The sequence below is a fragment of the Rhizobium sp. NLR22b genome, from assembly GCF_019685295.1.
Taxonomy (GTDB): domain Bacteria; phylum Pseudomonadota; class Alphaproteobacteria; order Rhizobiales; family Rhizobiaceae; genus Rhizobium.
In genome coordinates this window covers 161,938-175,899 of record NZ_JABDWM010000007.1, presented here as the reverse complement: position 1 = coordinate 175,899, position 13,962 = coordinate 161,938, and the positions used below count along the sequence as shown (strand labels likewise).

General features: G+C 57.3%; 18 protein-coding genes. 12 read left to right on the top strand and 6 right to left on the bottom strand.

Annotated features, from left to right (window positions below):
• The first annotated feature begins 54 nt into the window (after positions 1-54).
• From HJC00_RS13750 to HJC00_RS13740, 3 genes are all read left to right on the top strand, one after another.
• Positions 55-522 carry a DUF3828 domain-containing protein gene (locus tag HJC00_RS13750; RefSeq protein ID WP_210630917.1) on the top strand — a complete coding sequence of 156 codons (468 nt, stop codon included), beginning with the start codon at positions 55-57 and terminating at the stop codon, positions 520-522.
• A gap of 667 nt (positions 523-1,189) precedes the next feature.
• On the top strand, positions 1,190-1,402 hold the full coding sequence (locus HJC00_RS13745; RefSeq protein ID WP_003540801.1) for a cold-shock protein: 213 nt from the start codon (positions 1,190-1,192) through the stop codon (positions 1,400-1,402).
• Positions 1,403-1,750: 348 nt separating this feature from the next.
• The gene (locus HJC00_RS13740) at positions 1,751-2,722 is read left to right on the top strand and encodes a helix-turn-helix domain-containing protein (RefSeq protein ID WP_221158325.1); all 972 of its coding nucleotides are present in this window, start codon (positions 1,751-1,753) and stop codon (positions 2,720-2,722) included.
• Positions 2,723-3,129: 407 nt separating this feature from the next.
• Here the strand turns inward: HJC00_RS13740 and HJC00_RS13735 are convergent, their stop codons facing one another.
• The 3 genes from HJC00_RS13735 to HJC00_RS13725 all read right to left on the bottom strand — a co-directional run bounded on the left by HJC00_RS13735 (position 3,130) and on the right by HJC00_RS13725 (position 4,248).
• Positions 3,130-3,474 (bottom strand): hypothetical protein, encoded by a 345-nt coding sequence (locus HJC00_RS13735; protein WP_221164196.1) that lies wholly within the window; start codon positions 3,472-3,474, stop codon positions 3,130-3,132.
• Positions 3,475-3,674: 200 nt separating this feature from the next.
• Entirely contained in the window at positions 3,675-3,974 is a 300-nt protein-coding gene (locus HJC00_RS13730) for an HNH endonuclease (protein WP_221158323.1), read from the bottom strand.
• Entirely contained in the window at positions 3,940-4,248 is a 309-nt protein-coding gene (locus HJC00_RS13725) for a hypothetical protein (RefSeq protein WP_221164195.1), read from the bottom strand. Before HJC00_RS13725 ends, HJC00_RS13730 begins: the two co-directional genes overlap by 35 nt.
• Before the next feature lie 96 nt (positions 4,249-4,344).
• Here HJC00_RS13725 and HJC00_RS13720 point away from each other — a divergent pair, with 96 nt between their 5' ends.
• The 5 genes from HJC00_RS13720 to HJC00_RS13700 all read left to right on the top strand — a co-directional run bounded on the left by HJC00_RS13720 (position 4,345) and on the right by HJC00_RS13700 (position 7,681).
• Positions 4,345-4,572, top strand: a complete 228-nt coding sequence (locus HJC00_RS13720; protein ID WP_221164194.1) for a helix-turn-helix domain-containing protein — start codon at positions 4,345-4,347, stop codon at positions 4,570-4,572.
• Between the two features lie 917 nt (positions 4,573-5,489).
• Positions 5,490-5,867, top strand: coding sequence for a helix-turn-helix domain-containing protein (locus HJC00_RS13715; RefSeq protein WP_259672260.1), 378 nt, complete (start codon positions 5,490-5,492; stop codon positions 5,865-5,867).
• Positions 5,864-6,340 carry an AlpA family transcriptional regulator gene (locus HJC00_RS13710; protein WP_221164192.1) on the top strand — a complete coding sequence of 159 codons (477 nt, stop codon included), beginning with the start codon at positions 5,864-5,866 and terminating at the stop codon, positions 6,338-6,340. The genes HJC00_RS13715 and HJC00_RS13710 overlap by 4 nt, the downstream gene beginning before the upstream one ends.
• Before the next feature lie 96 nt (positions 6,341-6,436).
• Positions 6,437-6,778: an HNH endonuclease gene (locus tag HJC00_RS13705; RefSeq protein WP_221164191.1), complete on the top strand. Its 342-nt coding sequence runs from the start codon at positions 6,437-6,439 to the stop codon at positions 6,776-6,778.
• Positions 6,779-6,928: 150 nt separating this feature from the next.
• On the top strand, positions 6,929-7,681 hold the full coding sequence (locus HJC00_RS13700; protein WP_221164190.1) for a serine protease: 753 nt from the start codon (positions 6,929-6,931) through the stop codon (positions 7,679-7,681).
• Between the two features lie 8 nt (positions 7,682-7,689).
• Here the strand turns inward: HJC00_RS13700 and ligD are convergent, their stop codons facing one another.
• The gene (ligD, locus tag HJC00_RS13695; RefSeq protein WP_221164189.1) at positions 7,690-8,739 is read right to left on the bottom strand and encodes a non-homologous end-joining DNA ligase; all 1,050 of its coding nucleotides are present in this window, start codon (positions 8,737-8,739) and stop codon (positions 7,690-7,692) included.
• A gap of 289 nt (positions 8,740-9,028) precedes the next feature.
• On the opposite strand from ligD, the gene HJC00_RS33020 reads away from it, so the two are divergent.
• From HJC00_RS33020 to HJC00_RS13680, 4 genes are all read left to right on the top strand, one after another.
• Positions 9,029-9,343, top strand: a complete 315-nt coding sequence (locus HJC00_RS33020; protein ID WP_311044180.1) for a hypothetical protein — start codon at positions 9,029-9,031, stop codon at positions 9,341-9,343.
• A gap of 3 nt (positions 9,344-9,346) precedes the next feature.
• The gene (locus tag HJC00_RS13685) at positions 9,347-9,625 is read left to right on the top strand and encodes a hypothetical protein (RefSeq protein WP_221158315.1); all 279 of its coding nucleotides are present in this window, start codon (positions 9,347-9,349) and stop codon (positions 9,623-9,625) included.
• Positions 9,626-9,870: 245 nt separating this feature from the next.
• On the top strand, positions 9,871-10,092 hold the full coding sequence (locus HJC00_RS32530) for a hypothetical protein (protein ID WP_259672258.1): 222 nt from the start codon (positions 9,871-9,873) through the stop codon (positions 10,090-10,092).
• Positions 10,089-10,415: a thermonuclease family protein gene (locus HJC00_RS13680; RefSeq protein ID WP_221164188.1), complete on the top strand. Its 327-nt coding sequence runs from the start codon at positions 10,089-10,091 to the stop codon at positions 10,413-10,415. The genes HJC00_RS32530 and HJC00_RS13680 overlap by 4 nt, the downstream gene beginning before the upstream one ends.
• A 45-nt stretch (positions 10,416-10,460) precedes the next feature.
• On the opposite strand, the gene HJC00_RS13675 is transcribed toward HJC00_RS13680, so the two are convergent.
• Positions 10,461-11,306, bottom strand: a complete 846-nt coding sequence (locus tag HJC00_RS13675) for a phosphoribosyltransferase (RefSeq protein ID WP_221164187.1) — start codon at positions 11,304-11,306, stop codon at positions 10,461-10,463.
• Between the two features lie 78 nt (positions 11,307-11,384).
• Positions 11,385-13,880: an FAD-dependent oxidoreductase gene (locus tag HJC00_RS13670; protein ID WP_221164186.1), complete on the bottom strand. Its 2,496-nt coding sequence runs from the start codon at positions 13,878-13,880 to the stop codon at positions 11,385-11,387.
• Positions 13,881-13,962: the final 82 nt, after the last annotated feature.

Sequence of the window (13,962 nt, the reverse complement as noted above, 5' to 3'; positions counted from 1 at the left end):
CCACCTCAACGCTCGTTTCGGCTATGATTCTCTGCACATCGGAGGAGAGCCTGCATGCGTCTGCCAACCGTCATCCTCGCCCTCGCCATCTCGGCGTTCGCGGCCCTGCCCGCCTTGGCGGAGACCTACAAGACGCCGAAGGCGCTGCTCAAGGCGCTTTACAGCTACGACACCGACAGGAGCGACGCCGAGGCGCCCTCGCCCTATTCGATCTTCTTTTCCGACCATCTGAACAAACTTCTCCAAGCCGATCTCGACAACACGCCCGAGGGCGATGTCGGCGCGGTCGATTTCGATCCCGTCATTGCAGGCCAGGATGGCGAGGCAAGCAATGTCAGGATCGGGCAGCCGATCCTGTTGGACGACAAGGCCGAGGTGGAGGTGCAGTTCGACAACGGCAAGGAGGTAACGCTTTTCTACAGCCTGGTGCGGGAGCATGGCGGCTGGAAGGTCGATGACATCGCCGATCAGCAGGGCGACAATCCCTGGAGCCTGAGCGCATTGCTGGGGGATGCGCAGTAAAACCGCAGGCGTCAAAAGAGAGCCCTCATGGTGAGGGCCGTCTCGAACCACAAGGGCGGACGTGCAACTCCTTACCTGTATTCCACAAAGCCCCTATGCTGAATCGAACGCAATGGCGCCGGTGGCCGCCCCCGTCCTTCGAGGCTTCGCCCTGCGGGCTACGCACGTCAGGATGAGGGCCGGAGCAAAGACGGGGCCAAGAACACCGGAGGCAGGCTCTGCGATCCTCTTCACCTGAGGCCTGCCGCTCCGACCGCCGCTCCGCAAAATCCATAGCCGGCCACCGAAGCGACCCTCATCCCGTTTCGGGACGAAATCCCGATATGGCACAGGCGTGCAAGGATCTGCTAACTTTTCGTCAAGTAACTGAATCTTCGGCATTTCCTGTCACGAGAAAGGACATGCCACAATAATGGCGCTTGCATTTTGACCGAAATGATGGCACCAATCCACCTACTCGGGCATTTGCATGCCGGTGACTGGACTGATGTGGTACTCTTCCGTTACGGAAGGGGCGCGGGAATACCCGCCTGCGTAGACGTTCTTTCCCCGTACGTGACTTCTCCGACTGACCCTTCGTCCCAATCGATCGGGGCGAAAGCTAAAGCCGTCCGCTTCCTCTCGGGGGCGCGGATACTAGACAGACTAAGGGAAAAGGACTATCCCAATGGCCACCAAAGGCACCGTAAAATTCTTCAACCAGGACAAGGGTTTTGGTTTCATCACGCCGGACGGCGGCGCAAAGGACGTTTTCGTCCACATCTCTGCGCTGCAGGCTTCTGGCATCCAGTCGCTGCGCGAAGGCCAGCAGGTCACCTTCGACACCGAGCCGGACCGCATGGGCAAAGGCCCGAAGGCTGTTAACATCTCGGCTTCGTAAGCTAGATCATCGCTTCGGCGGCAGGAACGGCGCTCTGAAAAGGGCGCCGTTTTTGTTTGCCACGCTTGGATTTGTCGATCGCAAGGCCAGGTGCTATATGCGCCCTTAATGATGATCTCGCCCGAGCGGCGATGCAGGGCGCCAACATTGAGGCGCCGCGGCTACAAGGAACAATGGATCGTCGATGACTGAGAAGAGGCCGATTTTTGCGGTCGCCCCGATGATCGACTGGACGGATCGGCCCGCTAGAGTGGGCAAATGGAGTTTCTGTCGTACTTCTCGTCGTACCGTTTCCGCGGCGACCGGAAAAAGTTATAGTCGGCGAACACCAGCGTAGGAGCAGCCCGTTTGGAGTACGACGAACTGATAAGCCGTGGCGAAACGGCCGTCCGCGAATTGATCGGCAAGCAGGAAACACTTCAGCTCGAGTTCAAGGCTAACGAACAACGAGACCCGATTTTCCAGGATGGAGCACTGACTAAATCAGGCAGGAAGCTGCTGGCAAAGGAAGCATCTGCTTTTGCCAACTCCGCAGGAGGCGTGATTGTATTCGGCGTCGATTGTCGAGCTGTCGATGGCATTGATCAGGCCGAGAAACTCACGCCGATCTCGAATATTCAGCGGGCGGAAACGAGTGTTCGTGATGCCGCATCAGAGCTGCTCCAACCTCGCCATGATGGAATCAGGGTCGCATCTATTTCTACTGCTTCGGACCTGACCTCGGGCTTCGTGATCGTCGACGTACCCCGATCAGAGAGGCGCCCACACAGGTCCGAGGCAACTGACCAAAAGCAATATTTCAAGCGCTCGGGTAGTCGCTCATATCCTATGGAACATTACGACATCGAGGATGCATTCAAGCGAACGACAGCTCCGTCTCTCTCGCTTAAGCATTCGCTGAGGCGGACAATGACAGTTGGGAGTGATGAGGGGCACTATCACTTGGAAATCGCCATGCTAAACGACGGGGCTGTATCCGCTAAATCGGTAACATTACAAATCTGGAACCGCCAAGGATCGATGTTCGGTCATGACTTTTACTCAAAGCAGCCAAACTTCACTACGAATTACGAAGGACGCGAACACATCGCGGCACCCGCCGACTTTGTGATTCATCCTGGAGAAACGCGGAAATTTCACCATTTCACATTCGAAATGGCGCGTAAATCGGGCGTTATCACTGTGGGCAAAGTGCCTCTCGAAGGTAAAAGGTTCTCTTTCGACTATGCAATCGGAGCCGACAGTCTCCGTATCGAAGAACGCACGCTAGACCTCACCGATACGATAAAGGCTGAAGCTGAAAAGCATTTTCCATCTTGACCTGTAGGGAAAGCCTGGCCTTCGGCCAGGCTAACTCCCGTCAATCAACCGGCCTACTGCTTATAGCTCCCCTCCCTATCCGAAACCTTAACCTCCGCGCAGCGAAGCTCGTCAGATCCAGAGAGGTAGCGGCGCAGGTTACCCCACTGCATGTTTTTGTGTCGCGGGCAGTTGCCGTTCGTTTTATGGGGCTTACAGAGGCCGCACGAAGCTTTGCGCGGTCGCTTTCTTTTGTGGTGCATGTCGATCTCAGAACGAAGTCGGTGCGCCCCGATGGCGCACGCGTATCTTTCGGAGATGGACGGATGTGCTGTTCATCTGTCCTCTTTACTACATCAGCGAGAAACGGAAAAGCCGCCGGCAGGTGACGCCGACGGCGCGCTTGTTGGCCACCCTGGCACTGGCGACTAAAAATCGAAATACACGCTCACGCCTGACCGGCGATGATACGGGTAATGGCGATAGCCGTAGCCGCGATAGGGGTAATAATCGCGATAACCATAATAGTCGCGGTGGCCGTAATACCGCGGACGATAGCACGAGCCATAATACCGGCAGTCACGGTAAGCGTACCGGTGTCTCTTCCAGTGGCCATACGCATGTCCATGACCGTGGCGACAGTAATGGACCAGATCGACGTCGGCGGCGGACATCGCTATCGATTTCGGCACGACCATCGGCGTGGCGCTTAGCGGCAGGGCGAAAGATGCAGACAAGACCATTGCTGCAAGTGTGGAAAAAAGCATCTTCATCGGCGCATCCTTTCAGGCTGCGATTCTGGGTTAATGAGCATTAACCTCCGATGAACGGCTACGTGCTTGAAGAAATACCGGCCGGCGCGCCGCTGGTGTGGTCGCGGGTGGTGCTCGCGCCGGCCATGGTGTTCAGTGAGCGCTCGGCCGCGTCATGCGGCGACTGCGACCGAGCGCGTATCGGCCAGGGCGGGCCGAGCTTAGAATTTGCATCCGGCGATGAACTCCCAGAACTCGCCCCGCCGGTACGTCTTGAAGGTAAGCCAGTCCATTGCAGATCCGCGCATGTCATTGCACTCGCGGCAGGCTGCGGCCATGTTGTCAACCTTGGTCCAGCCCTTACGGCGGTGAGTGATCAGGTGCTCCAGCGTGGCTGCGTTCGGTGGGATATGACGGGCGCCGCGAGGCATGAGGATCATTGCGCGATCGCAGTAGCAACACTTGCCGCCCTGCTTCTCGAAAAGATCACGAACAAGAGCTCGCTTCACTCCGGTCTTCATAGGGATTCCTGCATGCGGTCAGATGGCTTCCTTCGACCGTGCGGAACGGGCGGCCGGCCATGTCACCGGTGATGAGTTGGATATCGTAAATCTCTCTTCCCATCGCCGACCGAGAGCACGTCATCACGATCGCGAGGTTTTCGCCGAACGACACGGTATCGCCTGCAGCGAAACGAAACTCCTTGGCGTGGTAAACTCGAGTTGGTCGTCTGCCAAGCAGCGCCCTCGGCAACAAGCTTCTGTCGGCGTGGCTTATCGGTGCATGAATGGTCATCGTGGTGCTCCTCGTTGCTTCTGAACTGATTTCGTAATAATGTACTGATAGCATCTCATTTTCGGTGCGTCAATACGAAATCGGTACATTATCACGATGAAAGTAGTTCAATGCAAAATGGCTCGAGCGGCTCTGGGCTGGGGCGTGCGGGACCTAGCTCAAAATGCCGGGGTAGCTGTCGACACGATCTCGCGTCTGGAGCGGGGGGAAGAGATAATGCCTCGAACACTCGCCGCCATCCGGACAGCGTTGGAGTCCGCAGGCGTAGAGTTCATCGATTACGATCGTGGCGAAGGCGTTATCAAACTACGGCATGACCAATGAATTATGCAATCGCAGGACTTCTCGCTTCTCTTTTGATTTCGACTCCGGCCTATTCCCTGCAATGTCACCCGAGAGATAATGCAGCAAGAATATTAGCGTCACCTACCCCGAACGATATTCATCCAACTTGGAGAGGTGACTCGTACGTCGGCATGAGTTGGACGTTCATTGTTCAGGGCAGCGCAGAGGATGGCACTGGCAAGTATTTCAAAGGTAATCTTATGTCTCCTCGCGGGGGCCCGGTAAACGCGAACGTGTTCATCTTGCGAAGCGAATGGGACTGTGAATAACCGATAGCGTCTCGTCTGTTTTCTGTTCGCGGCTCACTTCTTCAAATAGCTCTTCCCGCCGCTGTCGGTGATGCAGTAACGCCCTCCCCTGGGGCCGGTACAGAATGATCCGGACCGGCATGAACACTCGCCGCCGGCGGCCGGCTCCATCTCGTGTCCTGCACTCCCAATCAGACCTGCTGTGCCCAATTCCGCGGAACACGATCTCTTGCTGGCGCTCACGGAACCGTCGTTGCAAATAAACGTGCTGCCCTGACAGCCGGCAACGCCACCCTTCTTGCCACTACACGGGGTGTTGGCGGCCAGCGCAGCCGGAGCCAAGCCAAGTACAAAAACTGCAGCCAGGAAAACGCGTATCCCCATCGGCTAACGATGCAACTGGATGTGGATTCGCGCAAGTGCGCCTTGATCGACTCGAAGTTCTCTAATAGCCCCTAACCGCGGCCCACCACTCCGCGCAGGCCATCCCGCCTAACCACCACTTGAAGAGGATCAAGATGCTTTCGGCGTCCGCGCCGGCGGCGATCCCTAAACCGCTTGTGGTGGGCCATGAACAGATCAGATTTCCAACGAGCCCTCACCTACGCCCGCGCCGCCCAACCATTGGACCCAGACCAAGGCTGGCGAATGGAAGACGTTCAACTGGCCTTCATGGCCGGCATGGAGGCACTCGCCCTGCCCCGGCTCTTGTCGTTACCAGAGGCGGCGCGCGTCTTGAACGTCTCGCCATCCACGGTCAATGACTTGGTGCGACATGGCGAGCTGGCATTCGTGCAAGCCGGCCGCGGCACGGAGCGGCGACGCCTAACCTTCAGCCAGGATGAAATAGCGAGTTTTATAAGGCGTCACACCCAACGCACCCATTATGACCCGACGCCCAAGACAGCGCGACGCGGATCGCGAAAGACAAACCTGGAGCTCGCCGTCGAGCGGGCGAGCGCGGATGGCGGGTTTTCTGCTCGGTTCGAAGCTCTGTTGGCCGCGGCGAAGGCGAAGAAGAAATGACCATTCCCCCGCGGCTCATTGGTCGCAAAGAAGCGGCTGAATATTGCGGAATTTCGCCGTCATGCTTTTCGATGTGGGTTGCACGCGGCATCATGCCCCCGACCTTACCAGGCACCAGAAGATGGGATCGCCGCGCTATCGATGCGATGATGAGCGCTCTTGGCGGAATTGATGAACCCAACGCGATCGACGACCGCAGCGCGATTAGGAAATGGAGAGATAGGAAAGAAAGTTATGACCGCCCGCGCTTCGGCCTGGATTCCAAGAGCGAAAACATCTTGGTGGCGATGTCCTACAACACCGAACTCAACACGTTGGACGTCTTGCCGGGCGCCGGGCCGGTTTTGATGGGTCGACTGGTCGGAAAAGGGCTGGTGAAATGCCAGACATCGGAAGGAGAAGTGCGATACATCATAACCGACGAGGGACATGCTGAAGCAAGCAGAATTTTTGAGAGATGGAAACGGCGATAGCTACAACATTTAGCCATTCATTTCCTGACATTTACAAGATGCAGCCGTCATGGTGTCATTTCATCGGGAGGTGGAGACTGATTCGAGGAGAGCAATATGGCAAATCAACTTTTGGAATATTTTCGGCGTCTGGAAGCCTGGCGCCGGCTTCCGCAGAGTGCAGTGCTTGATCCCGCCCGGTGGCGCTACGATGCTCATGGCCGCTTGATCTGTTTCAGTGATTACGGGCGCCGAGACAGCGAATATGGTTGGGAGCTTGACCACTTCCCTATTCCGAAGGCCCTCGGCGGCTCCGATGACATGTCCAACATCCGTGCACTTCACTGGCGCGGGAATGCAGCCCATGGCGGACTACTCGGGCTCGGTCTGGCAGCACTGTCGAAGGATGAAAAGCACCATGGGCTTGGTGGGCTCTTCGGGCTCTATCCCAAGTCATAAACCGCGGCATTGTCCGCCGCATCGCGCAGTCCATTATGGGACGCGGGTCGTAGCTGTCCGCGCTACATCGAATAGTGGCAAGGCCACCGTCGACGTGTTTTCCGATTCATGCTTTAAACGCATGCAGCGGTAAAACTGGCAGGGTTCTCGATGGCCATTTATGAAGAATCCCTTAAGTCTCTTTTTTTGGAGATGTCTTTCGAGGGCACCCATTTGGCCACCGGGACGGGCTTCATTTGCACCAGTCCGATCGGACCTGTGCTGATCACCAATCGCCACAACGTAACGGGGCGTCACCAAGATACAGGACAACCTCTCTCGCCAACTGGCGGTGTGCCGGACAAAATCTCGATAAGGCATAACAGGCTCGGGCACACAGGCGAAACCCTATTGAAGGTTGAGGCCCTTTTTGATCCCGAAGGCGAACCTCGATGGAAAGAACATCCGACACTCGGGGCGGTGGCTGACTTCGTTGCTCTTCCTATGAGCAACACATACGGTGGCGTTCAGCTGCGTTACTACGATCCGTCGGCTCCTGGTCCGTTGTTCAAGATCGGACCAACTGCAATCGTAAGTGTGCTTGGTTTTCCATTCGGAATAACTGGAGGTGCTTCGCTTGCTGTGTGGGCAACAGGTTTCGTGGCATCGGAGCCAGATGCTGATTACGGCGGCCTACCCACGTTTCTGATCGACTGCCGCACAAGACCAGGACAATCGGGATCACCGGTCATCGCATATCGCCATGGCTCGGCTGATCTGGAGAGTGGTGGCACAATGATGTTCGATCAGCCGCTCACGCGCTTTCTGGGTATTTATAGCGGGCGCGTGAACGCAGAGGCCGACCTGGGGATCGTCTGGAAGGCTCATGTCATCGCTGAGCTAATCGCCTCGCTGAAACAGTAGCACTGACGTTATTCCAACTCATAAACCGCCGCGTCGTCCTGCTGCTCCCTTAGCCCCTTATACGAGGCGTGGCGCAGCTTCCCGTCATGAGTCCAGGCTCGGTACTCGATCTCAGCAACAAGCTTCGGATCGACGAAGACCGCATTTCGCTTCCTGCCGGTATCGACTGCGGGCTTGCTGATGATCAGCTTGTCCATCTGCTGCCGGAGCTCGGCGGCGGAACGCTCGTTGAAGCCGGTCCCCACTCCCCCGACATAGACGAGATCCCCTCCCTTGCGCGCGGCAAGCAGAAGGCGCCCAATGCCCGCGAATGACGAGGTGGACTTCTCGTAGCCGACAATGATGAAACTGTCGCTCTGGATGCATTTGATCTTCTGCCATTCGCCGCCTCGTCCGCTGCGATAGGTGCTGTTCCGATCTTTCGCGATGATGCCCTCCAGCCCATGCTCGCAGGCGATGCGCAGAAGTGTTTCGCCATCCGCCTCGATCTCCTCGGAGAGACGTATCGCCTCCTCCCCGCCGGCCGGGACTATCCCCTCGAGTAGATGGCGCCTTGCGGTGAACTCGGTCTCCGTGAGGTCATGACCATCGAGATAAAGGAGATCGAAGACCATACAGATCGATTCCCACGAGATCCGCTTTCCGCCGCGGCCGCCGAGCGACTGCTGGAGCTTACCGAAGTCAGACCGGCCATGCTCGTCGAACACGACAGCCTCGCCATCCAGTATGGCCGTTGAAACAGGAAGGCGTTTCGCCTCTGCCACGATGGCAGGGAAGCGGTCGGTCCAATCGTGCCCGCCGCGGGTCAGGATTTTGACGCCCTTCGGTTCGATATGAACGGCCAGGCGGTACCCGTCCCATTTCACCTCGAACGCCCATTGCCGGCCTTTCGGCGGCCGCGGCTTCAGCAGCGCCAGGCACGGATCGATGCGTGCCGGCATTGGATCGAGGGTGAGTTGATGCTGGTCCGGGTCACGCCGCCGTCGCGGCTTGCTGCGAAGTGGCGCGTCAGATTCGCGGAGCAGCGGCGTCGAAGGCTTGCGAGGCGGCTTTGTCATCCTCACATGACATCAGCGACGCGTCGGAAAGCAATTTACCAAGATTGATTATTGACTTGGATCGTGGCGAGCAGAAACTAGTGATACGCTCGGGGTTGAGCGCGTCTATTTAGAGAAGGTAACGACGATGACCCCGTTGCAGCCCGTGTCACGATGCGCGCTGAACAATGCTGAACTGGCCCTCTGTCAGAGGGTATATGACCGCATCATCTCAGCCAGACCGCTCGTCTCAGATGCCGAGCGCGAGGACCTAGCCAGCATGATCATTAGGTCATACCAGCATGGGGTAATGGATGAGGATGCCTTAGTGCGGCTTAAGCTGATCGCAAACCTCCTGTCCGATAGCGTGGAACCTTACGCATTCTCTTCCGTTATTGCGTCGGGACCGCGCGGAGAACCGACGCAGCCAACTTCTCACATCGCCCCCAGATACGCGCGGTCTCGTTTCCCCTTTTTCGATCAATTGCCCCGCTTCGGCGGGGCTATTTTTGTGGTCTTCAAATTCATTATTGACTCGCCCGATCATGAGAACATATTAGGAACGCGCTCGGGCGGGGCATTCAACAACAATGCGGCAGAAAGGACCTCGAAAGGGGAAGGATGACGCATGGCCGAAACCATCGGCGAGGCAATGGATGCAGGATGGGATGTCAGCGCCAGATGCGCATGGGGGAAGCGTGAGGGGCTGAAGAGCGTGCGTGAATGTCAATGGAAGCATCGGCTGGATCTGATCACCCTGGTGGCGACGAGAGGGCGCGATTTTCCGCTTGCGATGCTCTCGCAGCGGATGCGCTGCCCGGTCTGCGGCAGCCGGCGCGTGGCTATCGCCTACCTGCCGAAGAGCACGCCGAGGGCGCAAACCATGGCAAGGGGGCCGAAATGGTAAGATTTTTGGAGGTGCCGAATTGGGACCCGGGCTACGTCAACACGACGCCGCAACACATCGCAATCATGGCCGAATGTACAGCCTGCGGCGATAGGCGTGAATTCTCTATGGATCGGCTGCCGGCGAGCCTTCATTATGCGCAGATCAAGGAGGTCGAGAGGCGCCTAAAATGCTCGGTGTGCGGCGTTAAGGCCGGAAAGCTGCGGTTCGGCAGCTTTGTGCCGGATTAGTAGGGAGGGGACAATTTGAGTATCGAAGGGCATTCATCGGCACCTGGCGCTAATGTGATCGTAGAGCACTATTGCGGAGAGCCTGGTTGCAAGGAATGGGGAGGCTGGGGAAACAGCCCCTCGCCTGCGGTTCCGACCCGATGGTGGTGCTGGGAGCACTTTCCCCATAAGACTTATGAACAGGAACAGGCGCTGAGACGGAAGCTTGAGGCCGCGGAGAGAGGGACGCCGAATTGATTGCAGATTTCATCCTCTGCGCCTCGCTGACAGCAGTCGACGGCGACACCGTGAAATGCGACGGGCAGAATATGCGATTGCTGGGGGAAGGCGTTCCGTTCGTCTCGGGCATAGACACGCCGGAGATCGGGAGCCATGCGAAATGCCTCAAGGAACGGAAGCTGGCGCTGATCGCCAAGGGAAGACTGAATGACCTTCTGGCCGAAAACGGATTGCGTGTCATGTTCAGCGGCACGGTGGACCGTACGCCATCGCACCGGCCGCTCATCAAAATTTATCGGAGGAACGGAGAAGAGATTGGGAGGAAGCTGCCTCCCCGGTGAAGGAGAGGCGGCCTTTTATATCCTATTGATCAAACGTTGAACTTCTTAGGCCGATCGCGCAGCTTGTTTCTTGCTTCGCGATGCATTGCCCTCGTCACGGCCTCGCATGATTTTCTTTCTGAGATCGACATAACCCGAACAACCGAGTACTCGGGTTGCTTCGGGACCTGTGAACCCCCGGTAATGAAAGCTGAGAAGCTCGTCGCAAAATTTTGCAAGATCGCTGCCATATTGTTTCTCCAGCTTTGCTTCCTGATCGGCATTAAGTCGGATTTGAACATCATTTCCCTCCTTGGAGGCAATTGTGCTCATACCAATAACACGCCCACCTTTACCGAGGATGAACGACCTGAGGTCGGCCAATGTTCCACCCAGAGTAATCACGTCATCCACTATGACATAAGGGGTCTTCTTGTCAATTTCCCCGTAGAACGTACTCTGGTGCGCTATTCTGACCCACGCATCGAGTCTGTCTCTGGAGAAGTCTTTCATCTGATAAACGGATTCGTCAACTTCCCAATCCAACTGATGACCAAGCCAGTTGGCGTATCCGACTGCCAAAGCATTATTGGTTTCATCGATTTGGGCTGCGGGAGCAATCAGCTTTGGTTTCGCTCCTGCCTTCAACTCCAGTTCTCTGAGCTTTTTAAGGGTGCCCTCAACCACCAAATCATCCAAGAGATCGAGCGCGGCGTCCACGTCCCGCTGACCTTTTGCCGCGCTATATAAAGCGTGCTCTTTCAAGCAGACGCCCTGGGGGTCCGGTGACTTCCACTTGCAGTTTACAAATACGTCAGGGAAGTCAGCTTCCCACGCCACTCTTTCCATTGCACGAATCGCCGCAACCCAACTGAATCGATATATCACCCGCAGATTGAAATACTCAAGCACTGGTGAGCTTCTACCAATAGAAATCAGAGGACTGCGAAGCGGCCACCGCCTCTCCGGTTAAGGAGAGGCGGCTGGAGTTTAGGTCGTTTGCGCCAGAACAGGTACGGTTTCGTTGGTGAGTGCGAAGGCGTTGGCGAGCAATGCTGCCCGGGCGGCGGGGTAATTCGCCGGGTCCTGGAACGTGCGATTGTTCTTGATCGCCTCAGCGGCAACCTGGCCGAGGCTTTGCCCTGCCTGCCACGCGGTTGGTTCCATGCGGCATGCAGCAAAAGCGATGTGCTTGGTGGAGAAGCCGAAGCCCACAAAGAGGTTAGTGCATTCAGATGCTACAGGGGTAGCGATTTCCAGCGGCATTGGGAACATACCATCAGTACCGCCGAGTGATCCGTCAGGTTCGCCGAACCCGCCTTCACCTGCTACAATCCAATTGCCAGCTGTCTTTTCGTAGGCGATGTACTGGATAGCATGCGAGTCCATGAAGTACGAGATCATGGAGATGGTGTTGGTAGAGATAGTAGGTACACCACCGTCGCCGCGCTTCAGTTCGTCGCCGTCAAGAGTTGCAACGCCGATCAGTCGGCGAGCTTCGCGGACGTAAAGTTGCGGGTTCATGCCGACCGTGTCGTTCTCGTGCGGCGATGGGTAATGGTCGGCGCAGAGGCCCCAGTTCAAGCAGTTCGTCTTGAGGGCGGCGGGAATGCGAGGGTCGGTCCCGTACTGGAGCAGCCAAAGCATGCCCATGATCCAGTTCCAGTGCGCTTTCCACATGACTTCCCGGGTCGAGTAGGGGGCAACCGAATAACCCCAGTTCTTGCCGATGTAATCGGTCGAGGGCGCAGCGGGGCCGGCGCGGTTGTTCACGTCGAACTTGCTTTCACCGTTGACCGTGACAACGGCGTCCGCCTTGAAGTAGTCGGTGAAACTGGTCTTAGTCGGGTTGGCCGCCATGAACCTTAGCAGGATTTCATAATCCGCGATATCGAACCCGGCAGGCGGCGTGCTCGGCAAGGGCCTGCGCCACTTGGGCGAGTTCGTCATGGTCATGCGGAAGTTGTAGGCTTGTTCCTTATCATGCGCCGTACCCGCTGGCGGCAGGGTGTTGAGCGCCGGCGTAAAGGTCGATTTGACCGCCTGAATCATGTTGATCAGGCCGCTGCTCGTATTGCCCGGGGTTTTCCAGGGATCAACCCCTGTGTACTCGTTGTAGGTAGCGCGAATGCCGTTGTACTGCTCGGCGGCGCCCGCCGTGGCAGCTTCGCGTCCGATTCGGTAGGAGCATCCGGCAGCTGCTGTAAGATCCTTTTCATAGGATCCATCGTAGCCGCCCTTAATGTTAAATGTTCTACCATCGACAGTTGTAATAGATGTGACGGCGTTGGTTGTTGGGTTCTTGGTAACGGACAGGACGCCGTTGGTCTGATAGACCTTGATGTCATAGCCGCCGTTTTTCTCGGGCGTCAGCAGCTCGCGCAGAGCCCACTGTACCCACCGCGGCTCGAAATAATACTGCGGCGTCGGCTGGTTGCCGATTGTCTGGACGCGCTTGATTAGCCAGTTTACGAGCCCACCGAAAGCAGCAGTGTTAAGAACGTCACCGAAGCCAAGGCCACCGGAAGTCATACCGCCAAGGTTGAAGCGATCTCGCCAACCACCGACCATTGCCACACTAAGACCATTGCGAGCGGCCTGAAGGCAAGCGAAGACGGTCTGTGCTTCAAAGCCGTAGCCGATGTAATCTACAGTGATGTTGGACGTACCGACGCCGACCTCTTCCATGTAGAAATCACCGTAGCCGGTCGCCTCGATGTATTCTGCGCAGATGGCGTTTAGCTCGATTTCCTGGGCATTGGTCAGGGCGCGACCCACGTACCAGAATGCCAGACGACGGGGCGAGAAGCTCGAGACCGAACCGTTTGCGTTGTGCGCAAGCAGGTAGATCGGGATCGAGGGAAGGGCGACCGAGGCGGCGGCCACCGTGTTCTTGGTGACGCCCAGGTGCGACCCTGTCACGTTCGCCGCATCAATGCGGCTTGCGCCGGTCAAACCCGCGCCATCGGTGTCGCCATCCGCCGAGATGGTGGTAATTGCCGCCGAGGCGAGGCGAATGGTCTGGTTATCGTTAGTCGCACGGCGGGCGCAAATGTTGATGCCTTGAGACGAGGCGTTGATAGCGCCCATGTCGCTGTTGCTGCTGCCGGTAACCGCATTGGTGCAATAGACGTAAGCACCCAGGTCGGTCGGGGCGGTGCCGCCTGCGCCGTTCAAATCGCTGGCTAACAAGCCGGTATTTAGGGCCTGCCCGTTCGCCGTCGCCGTCCAGCCAAAGCCTGTGTTAAAGCCCGGAGTGCTGATCTTCGTACAGGTGCGAGAGGGGTCATTCCACCAGCGCAGGGCAGTCGCTTCATCCGTGCCGACAAGGAAGCCCATCCCCACGGCGTTAGACCAGATTCCCGCCGCCTTGAGACGCTTGATAGCGCGGTTCATCCACCGCTTGCGGTTCGCCGTTGGCGTCGTGATCGCCGCGGCGAGCGCATTGGTTTCGGCTTCGAATGTATATGGCGCTAGAGACGGCAAGCCGCCTCCGCCTCCGCCAGGAATTCGGCCAACAACGCTGTATCGCCCAAAGGGGGAGAGCGGTGAACTTAGAAACGTACTG